Source organism: Rheinheimera sp. (genome assembly GCF_020217005.1).
Lineage (GTDB): Bacteria > Pseudomonadota > Gammaproteobacteria > Enterobacterales > Alteromonadaceae > Pararheinheimera.
This window is the reverse complement of the sequence record NZ_JAIWOI010000339.1, coordinates 1-10,000: the sequence shown is the minus strand read 5'-3', so window position 1 is coordinate 10,000 and position 10,000 is coordinate 1. Positions and strand designations below refer to the sequence as shown.

Sequence of the window (10,000 nt, the reverse complement as noted above, 5' to 3'; positions counted from 1 at the left end):
TAGACGGCAATCACCTGATGAGGAGAATCCAGCAGGGCAGCGAGATGGCGGGCAGCGAAATCTGGTGTGCCCGCAAAAATAATACGTAAAGGAGTGGTCAAAATAATTCCTGCTTGATTAACGGGCTGCCAGACGAGCTTCTTTTTCCAGCTTTTTCTTAATACGGTCACGCTTTAATGGCGATAAATAGTCGATAAACAACTTACCCATTAAATGATCCAACTCGTGCTGCAAACAAATGGCTAGCAAACCTTCGGCCTGCAGCTCAAACCATTCGCCTTTTTCGTTTTGTGCTTTGACTGTCACTGCGGCGGCGCGCTCTACTTTGGCGTAGCTTTGCGGTACAGACAAGCAGCCTTCTTCGTACTCCGTGTCACCACTTTTGGCAATGATTTGCGGGTTGATAAAAATCATTGGCTCGTCACGGTTTTCTGAAATATCGATCACGACCACACGCTTATGCACATTGACCTGAGTGGCTGCTAAACCTATGCCATTTTCGGCATACATGGTTTCCAGCATATCTGCTGTCAGTTGCTTAATTTCTGCCGTTACTTCAGCTACTTCCGCAGCAACTGTGCGTAAACGGTCGTCTGGATAATGTAAAACTGTTAATACTGTCATGGAACCTACAAAAGTCGTCTATGTTCAATTGGCTGTGCTATGGTCTAATTTTAGCCATTTATGCACAGTATGAATAGCTTAGTGTGCAAGAATTACTATAAGTACAGATGGGGATGGTGTTATGCGACAACAGCTTCTCGCTATTTTGCTCAGCTTCTCAGCAGTTCTTAGTTCAGATTTGGTGGCTGATGAGCTGAAACTCAAGGCCGATGCTCCCAGTCTGTATCAGGTGAAAGCCGGAGATACCTTATGGGACATTGCTGGTTTGTATTTGCAACAGCCTTGGTTATGGCCGCGCTTATGGAAGCTGAACCCTCAAGTAAAGAATCCTCATCTGATTTATCCCGGTGATGAGTTGCATTTGCAATTTGATGCGGATGGGCAGCCAATACTCACTCTAAATAGTCAGCGAGTCACAACAAGTACCCCAACAGCGACGCAAGTCCAAAGCGATACCGCTGTCGCTGGCACAATCAAATTAACTCCTAAAGTTCGTCGGCTGACAAAGGCAGAGAAAGCAGTGCCTTCAATATCGCTTGCAGGGATAGAACCTTTTTTGTCAGAAGAACAACTGGTCTCAGAAAATCAATTGGAAAGTCTGCCATACATTTTGGGTGGAAAGGAGAATGTGAAAAATGCTGTATCTGGTCATCTGCTTTATGTTCGGGGGGAGCTGGACCAAACTCAACGCTATGGCATTTACCGTCAGGGCGAAGTCTATGAAGACCCACAAAGCGGCGATGTTTTAGGTTATGAAGCCGTATTAATGGCGGAAGCAAAAGTATTGCCCCCAACTTTGGTTGACGATCAGCAGATCAGCCGGATAGAAGTGCAAAAATCCAGGCGGGAAGTGAAGCAAGGGGACAGGTTATTACCCATGCCTCTGCGGTCTGTGTATCCGGACTTTTTTCAACTGCAATCGCCTGACACCCAGGTGTCAGGTGTGATAGTGGATAGCGCCTCCGAATGGCGCGAGTTTGCTAAAGGCGAAATTGTGCTGCTGAATCAAGGCCTGAATGCTCAGTTGCAACCCGGTCATCTGCTTGGCATTTTTCGGCCCTCACCTGCAGTGGTTGATTTTGGCGATAGACCTTCCTATCCGGAAGATAGTGATAAATTGCAGCGTATTTTGCACGAAGTGGTTGGCTCAACAGATGAAATGCCGACTGAATTAGTTGGTCAGCTCATGATCGTCAAAGTGAGTGAGCATAGCAGCTTTGCGATGATCTTACATACTGAGCTACCAGTAAGGGTTGGAGATTTAATAGGTAATCTTTGATGATCTTACAAGGGAGAGGATTATGGATGACCTCGAGCATTGGATCCGTTTAGCTGCTATTCCGTCTATGGACAGGCTGAAGCATCAGCAGTGGGCTGGGCTGGTAACTGCCGCAGATTTCCATCAGTTGGATGATGTTCAACTACAGCAATTGGGCTTTACTGCTGGTCAAATTCAATGCCACAGGGCCATTACGCCAGGGCGCATTGAACATTGTATGCAGTGGCTGCAAACTAGCCCCGATCACCATTTTATCCGCTATACAGACCCGCTTTACCCTGAATTACTCAGCCAAATTAAACAGCCGCCTTTTGCCTTGTTTATCAAAGGTAACCCGGTTCTACTGAATGAAGCGCAGATTGCCATAGTGGGCAGTCGCCAGCCCACCGCCACTGGTAAACAAGTAGCCTTTAACTTCGCCGCCGATTTATGCCGATTAGGATTAACTATCACCAGCGGCATGGCCAAAGGTATAGATGGTTGTAGCCACAGAGGTGCTTTGTCAGTACGTGGCAACACCATAGCCGTGCTTGGCCATGGTTTTGATACAGTGTATCCGCCTCAACATAAAGAGCTGGCCGCTGACATTGCCAACAGCGGCGCTTTGGTTTCTGAATTTCTGCCTGACGTGCCTCCGAAAGGAGATCATTTTCCGCTACGCAATCGTATAGTGGTCGGCTTAAGTTTGGGGACTTTAGTGGTCGAGGCCGCGCTAAAAAGTGGTTCTTTAATCAGCGCTGGTTATGCCGCAGACTACAGTCGTGAACTCTTTGTGATCCCAGGTTCTATCTACAATCCGCAGGCTGCGGGCTGCCATCAGCTTATTCAGCAAGGTGCTAAATTAACCACTTGTGTCGCCGATATCATAGAAGAATGGAGCTTTTTACAAAATAACAGTCTAAGTACTGTAAAGGACAAAGAAAAAAAATTACAAACAGACTTGTTTGACGACAGCTTGTTGGCTAACGTAGGTGATGAGGCCACTGCAATTGATCTAATAGCAGAGCGTAGTGGTTTATCTGTAGCGCAAGTCTCGATTGAATTACTTCAACTGGAATTGGCCGGTGAAGTGGCAGCAGTACCTGGTGGTTACATCAGAGTGAGGAGGGCCTGACTATGTTTGATATCCTCATATATTTGTTTGAAAACTATATCCACAATGAGTCAGAAATTTATGTAAATCATGCCGATCTGCAGCGTGAGCTCAGCAAAGCTGGTTTCCATGATGATGATATTTTTAAGGCCCTGCGTTGGCTGGATTCGTTGTCTGCCTTGCAGGAAAGTCATGTTAAGCCCTATTTAACCAAAGTGAATTCGACCGCAGTCCGTATTTACACTGTGGAAGAGCAACGTAAGCTGGAGACTGAGTGTCAGGGTTTCCTGCTGTTTCTGGAACAAATCAACGTGCTGGACGCGCCCACCCGCGAGATGGTATTGGACAGAGTGATGGACTTGGATCAGAGTTCTGTCAGTCTGGACGATTTAAAATGGGTGGTGTTGATGGTGCTGTTTAATGTGCCTGGTCGTGAAAATGCTTATGCCCAGATGGAAGACCTTATTTTTGACGAACCTACAGGGCCGCTGCATTAAGCGGCCTTTTTCGTTGTAAGCCTTGCTGCAACTCCAATTACTTTGGGTATATAATCTTGCCAGTTTTCTTCTATGGCCTTTGTATGTCCCAGTCTGACGATACACTTTTTCAACACGAAAAAACCGCAGAGCCTTGTCCTCTGTGCGGCCATGCGCTGCAGATTAAAAGTGGCAAAAACGGACCTTTTTTAGGCTGTAGCAACTATCCAGCCTGTAATTACCTGAAAGCTCTGCATCCACATGAAAATACAGTGGTTAAAGTGCTGGAAGATCAACTTTGTCCAGAGTGCGGAAACGAGCTGGCAGTGAAAAATGGCCGCTACGGTATGTTTATTGGTTGCAGTAACTACCCACATTGTCATTTTGTGGTGCATGCCGATGAACCTGAAGCCAGTGATCTGGCTTGTCCTGAATGCAAAAAAGGCCAGTTGCTGGAGCGTACCAGTAAATACGGCAAAGCCTTTTACGGCTGCAGCAGATACCCGGACTGCAAATGCCTGTTGAATTTTAAGCCTGTCGAGGGGCAATGTCAGTTCTGTAACTATCCACTTTTGATGGAAAAGCCTTCGGCTTCTGGTGTGAAGTTACTCTGTGCCAGTAAGAAATGTCAGAAAGTGCAGGGCAGTTAAAGCTGGGTACTAAACGGGCAGCAAATAAAAAAGGCCCGCTTGGGCCTTTTCGCTCACTGCAGATCTGCTATTGCAGTTGTTTTAAGCGTGCCGCTACTAAATCCAGCTCAGGGAATTCCTGCTCTGGTAAATGCTGACGCAGCAGATCAAAACGCTGTGCCAGTTCGCTGGTGCTGGTGGCACTTAAATTGATATGGCCCATTTTGCGGCCAGGTCTTTTGCCCTTGCCGTACCAGTGCAAATGGCAGCTTGGCAAGCTTAAGACGGCAGGGCTGACATGATCTTCACCCAGAATATTTACCATCAAAGTAGGGCGCACTAAAGCTGTGCTGCCCAAAGGCAAACCACAAACAGCTCTTAAGTGGTTTTCAAACTGACAGGTGTCTGCACCTTGTTGAGTCCAGTGTCCTGAGTTATGCACCCGTGGTGCTATCTCATTGACCAACAGTTGGTCACCCACCTGAAAAAACTCCAGTGCCAATACACCCACATAATCCAAAGCGCTGGCTACAGCTTCAAACATCTGCTTGGCTTGTTGCTGCAATTCCTGCTGACCCGGCAAGGCCAAAGACACTGCCAGTACACCAGCGACATGATGATTTTCTGTCAGTGGGTAGACCACCATATCGCCGGCCTGATTACGGGCTCCGACTAAGCTGACTTCACGGTCAAAGCGGACAAACTGCTCTGCCACTATAGCCTGAGGCAAAGTGTGATCGGCGCCTGCCATAAACTGCTGAATATCAGCCCAAATGGCTTGTGCGTCCGCCTGAGTTTTTAAGCGCCATTGGCCTTTGCCGTCATAACCGGCTAAAGCGCTTTTCAGCACCAGTGGCAAACCCAGTTGTTCAATGGCCTGATAAAAATCCTGTTCAGTCACCACAATTTTATAAGCAGCGTTGGTCACGCCTGCTTTATCCAACAGTTGTTTTTCCTGACGGCGATCGCCGCCTGCTTTGATCGCTGTGCTGTTGGGTAAAAACTTACCGCTTTGCTGACACAGTTCCTGCACCGGATAAGGAATATGTTCAAACTCAGAGGTGATGACATCGGCATTGGCTATAGCCTGAGCCAGACCAGTGCCCAGTTGTTGCTGAGTGACAGGGTCAACAATTGTGTCGCTGTTTACATCATAAGCCGAGACTTTTAAATTCAGTGGAGTACCTGCCAGACTCATCATACGAGCCAACTGACCAGCACCTAAAACCAGAACCTTCATTGCTTATTCCTCGGCTGGATTCGGGTGAGCCAATACAGAGTCAGTTTGTTCTTTGCGGAAAGCATCAATTTTGCTCATCAGCTCAGCATCAGAAGTCGCCAGAATTTGGGCGGCCAATAAGCCTGCATTGGCTGCACCTGCATCACCAATAGCCAGCGTTCCCACTGCAACACCTTTTGGCATTTGCACTATAGATAATAATGAGTCCAGACCTTTTAAGGCTTTAGACTGCACTGGCACACCTAAGACTGGCAAGCTGGTAAAAGCTGCGGCCATACCAGGTAAATGGGCTGCGCCGCCTGCACCTGCAATAATGACTTTTAAGCCACGACCAGCTGCATTAGTTGCGTAGTCAGCTAAAAGTTGTGGAGTTCTGTGAGCTGAAACAACAGTGGTTTCATAGGCAATTTGAAAACGATCTAACATATCGGCCGCGTTTTTCATTGTGGGCCAATCGGATTTAGACCCCATGATAATACCTACTTTCATCGTTGTTTCCTTAAAGCTGCAAAGAACTGGCATAATAAGGCCGCTATTATATACGCAAAGTAATTGAAGCTGTAGCTTCAGGGACGACTCTGGCCTTGACCAGAACCATTTTTGACGAAAAACCTCAGATACAGGACTCAGAAAAGTGACAGATCTCACATCTGCTGTGAATGCCCTGCGACAAGGTCAGGTGATTGCCTATCCAACTGAAGCTGTGTTTGGTGTCGGCTGTGACCCGGATAATAGTTTAGCCATCGAAACTTTGTTGCAGGTCAAACAAAGGCCAAAATCCAAGGGCTTAATCTTAATAGCTGCAGACTTTTCCCAGTTGATTCCTTATATTGCAGCCGACAAGCTAACCATGGAACAAACTCAATTAATGCTGGACTCCTGGCGTGACAGTGCAGGTGTCAAAGACAAAGCGGCAGTGACCTGGGTGGTACCGGCCTCAGCCCGTTGCAGTGACTGGTTGACAGGGCAGTTTGATTCCATCGCAATCCGGGTCTGCGACCACCCTGTGGTGCAGCAGTTGTGTCAGGCTTTTGGTAAGCCTATTACCTCGACCAGTGCCAATTTAACCGGCCTCGAGCCTTGCCGCAGCACAGCCGAAGTTCAACAACAATTGGCGGATAAAGTGGCGGTCATAGTAGACGCTGCAACAGGTGGCCGCGCTGTGCCATCAGAAATACGGGATATTAGTACAGGCCATATTTACCGCGCTGGCTGATCACCTTCGAACCAAGAGATAAGCAAATGCAAAACGTCGATAAACATCAGGTAAAAGCTTTTTTAATGGCACTGCAGGACAGCATTTGCGCTGCACTCGCTGCTGCGGATGGCACTGCAGACTTTGTTGAAGAAAGCTGGGACAGAGCTGAAGGTGGTGGTGGTCGTAGCCGTGTCTTAACTCAGGGGGCTGTGTTTGAACAAGCTGGTGTGAATTTCTCCCATGTGTTTGGCGATAAGATGCCGGCTTCAGCCACCGCACACAGGCCTGAACTGGCGGGTCGTCAGTTTGAGGCCATGGGCGTTTCGTTGGTGATCCACCCGCTGAACCCCCATATCCCAACCAGTCACGCCAATGTGCGGTTTTTTATCGCCGAAAAAGCAGGTGAAGCGCCCGTCTGGTGGTTTGGTGGTGGTTTTGATTTAACGCCTTTTTATCCGGTGGAAGCTGATGTAGTGCATTGGCATCAGGTGGCGAAAGACTGTTGCGATGGGTTTGATGCCACTTATTACCCTAAATACAAAAAATGGTGCGACGAGTACTTCTACTTAAAACACCGCAACGAAACCCGTGGCGTAGGTGGTTTGTTTTTTGATGATTTAAACGAGCCGGGTTTTGCACAGAGTTTTGCTTTTATGTCGGCAGTTGGCGAAGCCTTTACTAAGGCTTATTTGCCTATAGTGCAGAACAACAAAGACAAAGCTTATTCAGAAACAGAGCGTCAGTTCCAGTTGTACCGCCGTGGCCGTTATGTTGAATTTAACCTGGTATTTGACCGTGGCACTTTGTTTGGTTTGCAAAGTGGAGGTCGTACAGAATCTATTTTGATGTCGATGCCACCCTTAGTGCGCTGGCAATATGGTTATCAGCCCGAAGCAGGCAGTGCGGAAGCGAAATTATACGAGCGTTATCTGCAACCTCAGGATTGGTTAGGGCTTAATCACTCATAAGTACAGAGTAACTACAGGCGCTTCGGCGCCTGAGTGTTATCTGCCAATCATTATCTGTTGATCATATGACTGGCCAGTTGCCCCAGCGAATGACTCAACCCCTGACGCAGCAATTTATCTTCAACTACTTCTGCCAAGGCTTTATTCATACAAAACATCCACTGATCACGCATCTGTTGATCCACAGCAAAAGGCATATGGCGCATCCGCAAACGTGGATGACCGTATTTCTGTTCAAACAAAGCAGGGCCGCCCAACCAGCCGGATAAAAACTCAAAAAACTTTTGCCTTATGCTGTCCAGTGGCAGAGGATGAATAGCATACAAGGCGGCGGCTTCTGGTGCTGTCGACATAATGTCATAGAATCTATTGGCCAGACGCCTGGTTGCTGCTTCGCCGCCAATCAGCTCGTATGGCGTAGTCGCCGGAGTCGGATGTGGCTTGCTATTTGGCTGGCTTTTATTAAAAATCGCGTCAAACAACTTTTTCATGGTGAACCTGTGGACCGTTACGCTGTATTTGGAAATCCTGTTGGGCACTCAAAATCGCCGCTGATCCATAGCTGGTTTGCCAAACAAACCGCACAAGCTTTGAGTTACGAGACCATTTTAGCACCGGTCGACGCCTTTGCCGACAGCTGGTTTAGCTTTGTCGCTGCTGGTGGCCGGGGCGGCAATGTCACTGTGCCTTTTAAGGAGCAGGCCTACCAGTTAGCAGAACAACTTAGTGAGCGCGCGTTGCAGGCAGGTGCGGTCAATACATTATATATAGATAGAGCTGGTGTGCTTTGTGGTGATAACACCGATGGCTTGGGTTTAGTGGCTGATTTAACCCGACTGGGAGCAGAGCTTCAGGATGCTGCCATTTTAGTATTAGGTGCGGGTGGCGCTTGCCGTGGTGTTGTTGGGCCTTTGTTAGCTGCTGGTGTAAAGCATATCCATATAGCCAACAGAACTGCAGATAAAGCGCAAACCATAGCCGGGCTCTTTGATAACAGAGTAACAGCATCTGGTTATAACGAAGTGCCAGTCGAAAAATGGAGCATAGTGATTAATGCAACTTCAAGTGGACTGGACCAACAAAGACCGCCGTTAGCAGAACAACATCTTAAGCACTGCACCTTGGCCTATGATATGTTGTATGGCAAAGAGCCGACGGCTTTTCTGAACTGGTGTCAGCAACAAGCTGTGCCACTTTGTGCAGATGGCCTGGGTATGTTAGTCAGTCAGGCCGCTGAAAGTTTTGCAATATGGCGTGGCGTAAAACCTGATGTCACGCCAGTACTACAACAACTGACGGCTATGGTGAAAGCATGAATCAGCAACTGATTTTTAATCATGACTTCAGTTTTGATGAAAACACCGATTCAGTCAGCTGTAGTTGTCTAGCTGCAGGCTTGCGGTTACGTATCTATATAAAGAAGCCACAAGGCTGGGATAATCAAAGTTGGTTAGAGCAAATAAAAGAAGACTGCTTTTATTGGGAAGAACAAATAGAAGAAGCGGCCAAAGCAGACCGCTTTAATACAGATGGTGTGTTGTACCTGGATGGCTCAGCCTAACGGCTCGGCCAGATACTCATCTTTTAATACCACATAGTTAATAGCAGACTGAGTCAGAAAACTTCGTTCTGCTTCATTAAGCACCCTGGCTTGTTTTGCCGGGCTACCTACATAGAGATAACCAGACTCTAATCTTTTGCCTGGTGGTACTAAACTACCAGCCCCTATAATGACATCGTCTTCTACTATAACGTCGTCCATCACTATAGCGCCCATACCGACCAGAATACGGTTGCCCAACTGACAACCGTGCAACATCACTTTATGCCCAACTGTAACATCGTCTCCTATAACAAGAGGAGAACCGGCCGGATTCTTCGACGTTGGGCGAGACACATGTAGTACAGAACCATCCTGCACATTAGTGCGCTCACCAATACGGATAATATTCACATCACCCCGTGCTGCTACTAAAGGCCAGATACTACTATGCAGGCCAATTTGAATATCGCCGACCAAAACAGACGATGGATGCACATAAACTCCCTCAGCCAGCTGTGGAGTTTTACCTTTATATGAAGTTAATGACATAAGAATTTCCTCTGCTGCTGCGGAAGTATGCGACAAATGTTGAAAAAAAGCACGGTTCGTTTGAATTTCAGGCTGTCGCACTCAAAAGTATAAGTTTTCTTAAAAAGAGTATTGCACGCCGCCAAAAACTCCCTATAATGCGCGCCATGCCAACGGGGTAGTGCGAAAGCAGCTCTGGGGTGGTTTTGAACTGAAGTGAAAAATGATGCAAAACATCGCTTGACACACAGTTGAAAATCACTAAAATGGCCGCCTCGCAACGCGGTGGAGTCGAAAGGCTCAAAAGTGAAGCGAAGCAAGTTAAGAAGTGAGTTTGATAAATAATTTCAAAACGCTGGCTTGACACAAATTCTGGGAAGTGTAAGATACGCCTCCCGCTGAACAAGGTAATAACCGGTTCA

General features: G+C 47.4%; 14 protein-coding genes and 1 pseudogene. 8 read left to right on the top strand and 7 right to left on the bottom strand.

Annotated features, from left to right (window positions below):
* Both fmt and def read right to left on the bottom strand, forming a co-directional pair.
* A pseudogene (fmt, locus tag LDL40_RS16670) lies at positions 1-101 on the bottom strand (methionyl-tRNA formyltransferase); the annotation flags it as partial.
* 16 nt (positions 102-117) lie between these two features.
* Positions 118-624 (bottom strand): peptide deformylase, encoded by a 507-nt coding sequence (gene def / locus LDL40_RS16665; protein ID WP_300996574.1) that lies wholly within the window; start codon positions 622-624, stop codon positions 118-120.
* Positions 625-745: 121 nt separating this feature from the next.
* On the opposite strand from def, the gene LDL40_RS16660 reads away from it, so the two are divergent.
* From LDL40_RS16660 to LDL40_RS16645, 4 genes are all read left to right on the top strand, one after another.
* Positions 746-1,903: a LysM peptidoglycan-binding domain-containing protein gene (locus LDL40_RS16660; protein WP_300996573.1), complete on the top strand. Its 1,158-nt coding sequence runs from the start codon at positions 746-748 to the stop codon at positions 1,901-1,903.
* Between the two features lie 22 nt (positions 1,904-1,925).
* On the top strand, positions 1,926-3,017 hold the full coding sequence (dprA, locus tag LDL40_RS16655; protein ID WP_300996572.1) for a DNA-processing protein DprA: 1,092 nt from the start codon (positions 1,926-1,928) through the stop codon (positions 3,015-3,017).
* Positions 3,018-3,019: 2 nt separating this feature from the next.
* Positions 3,020-3,493: a DUF494 family protein gene (locus tag LDL40_RS16650; RefSeq protein ID WP_046519776.1), complete on the top strand. Its 474-nt coding sequence runs from the start codon at positions 3,020-3,022 to the stop codon at positions 3,491-3,493.
* Between the two features lie 83 nt (positions 3,494-3,576).
* On the top strand, positions 3,577-4,122 hold the full coding sequence (locus LDL40_RS16645) for a type I DNA topoisomerase (protein WP_127019035.1): 546 nt from the start codon (positions 3,577-3,579) through the stop codon (positions 4,120-4,122).
* A gap of 67 nt (positions 4,123-4,189) precedes the next feature.
* On the opposite strand, the gene LDL40_RS16640 is transcribed toward LDL40_RS16645, so the two are convergent.
* Positions 4,190-5,341, bottom strand: a complete 1,152-nt coding sequence (locus LDL40_RS16640; protein WP_300996571.1) for a 5-(carboxyamino)imidazole ribonucleotide synthase — start codon at positions 5,339-5,341, stop codon at positions 4,190-4,192.
* 3 nt (positions 5,342-5,344) lie between these two features.
* Positions 5,345-5,830, bottom strand: a complete 486-nt coding sequence (gene purE / locus LDL40_RS16635; protein WP_233010009.1) for a 5-(carboxyamino)imidazole ribonucleotide mutase — start codon at positions 5,828-5,830, stop codon at positions 5,345-5,347.
* 145 nt (positions 5,831-5,975) lie between these two features.
* Between purE and LDL40_RS16630 the strand changes: the two genes are divergently transcribed.
* Complete coding sequence (locus LDL40_RS16630) at positions 5,976-6,557, top strand: Sua5/YciO/YrdC/YwlC family protein (protein ID WP_300996570.1); 582 nt, start codon at positions 5,976-5,978, stop codon at positions 6,555-6,557.
* A 26-nt stretch (positions 6,558-6,583) separates the two neighbouring features.
* The gene (hemF, locus tag LDL40_RS16625) at positions 6,584-7,507 is read left to right on the top strand and encodes an oxygen-dependent coproporphyrinogen oxidase (protein WP_300996569.1); all 924 of its coding nucleotides are present in this window, start codon (positions 6,584-6,586) and stop codon (positions 7,505-7,507) included.
* A gap of 50 nt (positions 7,508-7,557) precedes the next feature.
* Here hemF and LDL40_RS16620 read toward each other — a convergent pair whose 3' ends face one another.
* Positions 7,558-7,998: a group II truncated hemoglobin gene (locus LDL40_RS16620; RefSeq protein ID WP_300996568.1), complete on the bottom strand. Its 441-nt coding sequence runs from the start codon at positions 7,996-7,998 to the stop codon at positions 7,558-7,560.
* 9 nt (positions 7,999-8,007) lie between these two features.
* On the opposite strand from LDL40_RS16620, the gene aroE reads away from it, so the two are divergent.
* Positions 8,008-8,823 carry a shikimate dehydrogenase gene (aroE, locus tag LDL40_RS16615; protein ID WP_300996567.1) on the top strand — a complete coding sequence of 272 codons (816 nt, stop codon included), beginning with the start codon at positions 8,008-8,010 and terminating at the stop codon, positions 8,821-8,823.
* A complete protein-coding gene (locus tag LDL40_RS16610; protein ID WP_300996566.1) occupies positions 8,820-9,068 on the top strand; it encodes a DUF1488 domain-containing protein in 249 nt (82 codons plus the stop codon). Before aroE ends, LDL40_RS16610 begins: the two co-directional genes overlap by 4 nt.
* Here the strand turns inward: LDL40_RS16610 and LDL40_RS16605 are convergent.
* Together LDL40_RS16605 and LDL40_RS16600 are read right to left on the bottom strand one after the other, a co-directional pair.
* Entirely contained in the window at positions 9,060-9,599 is a 540-nt protein-coding gene (locus LDL40_RS16605; RefSeq protein ID WP_300996565.1) for a gamma carbonic anhydrase family protein, read from the bottom strand. The two genes, LDL40_RS16610 and LDL40_RS16605, sit on opposite strands and share 9 nt — an antisense overlap.
* Positions 9,600-9,666: 67 nt before the next feature.
* Positions 9,667-10,000 (bottom strand): hypothetical protein (locus LDL40_RS16600; RefSeq protein ID WP_300996564.1); only part of this gene is annotated, 334 nt, incomplete at its 5' end.

Coding starts and splice junctions, on each gene's coding strand:
- def (WP_300996574.1), bottom strand. CDS start 624: ATGACAGTATTAACAGTTTTACATTATCCAGACGACCGTTTACGCACA.
- LDL40_RS16660 (WP_300996573.1), top strand. CDS start 746: ATGCGACAACAGCTTCTCGCTATTTTGCTCAGCTTCTCAGCAGTTCTT.
- dprA (WP_300996572.1), top strand. CDS start 1,926: ATGGATGACCTCGAGCATTGGATCCGTTTAGCTGCTATTCCGTCTATG.
- LDL40_RS16650 (WP_046519776.1), top strand. CDS start 3,020: ATGTTTGATATCCTCATATATTTGTTTGAAAACTATATCCACAATGAG.
- LDL40_RS16645 (WP_127019035.1), top strand. CDS start 3,577: ATGTCCCAGTCTGACGATACACTTTTTCAACACGAAAAAACCGCAGAG.
- LDL40_RS16640 (WP_300996571.1), bottom strand. CDS start 5,341: ATGAAGGTTCTGGTTTTAGGTGCTGGTCAGTTGGCTCGTATGATGAGT.
- purE (WP_233010009.1), bottom strand. CDS start 5,830: ATGAAAGTAGGTATTATCATGGGGTCTAAATCCGATTGGCCCACAATG.
- hemF (WP_300996569.1), top strand. CDS start 6,584: ATGCAAAACGTCGATAAACATCAGGTAAAAGCTTTTTTAATGGCACTG.
- LDL40_RS16620 (WP_300996568.1), bottom strand. CDS start 7,998: ATGAAAAAGTTGTTTGACGCGATTTTTAATAAAAGCCAGCCAAATAGC.
- LDL40_RS16610 (WP_300996566.1), top strand. CDS start 8,820: ATGAATCAGCAACTGATTTTTAATCATGACTTCAGTTTTGATGAAAAC.
- LDL40_RS16605 (WP_300996565.1), bottom strand. CDS start 9,599: ATGTCATTAACTTCATATAAAGGTAAAACTCCACAGCTGGCTGAGGGA.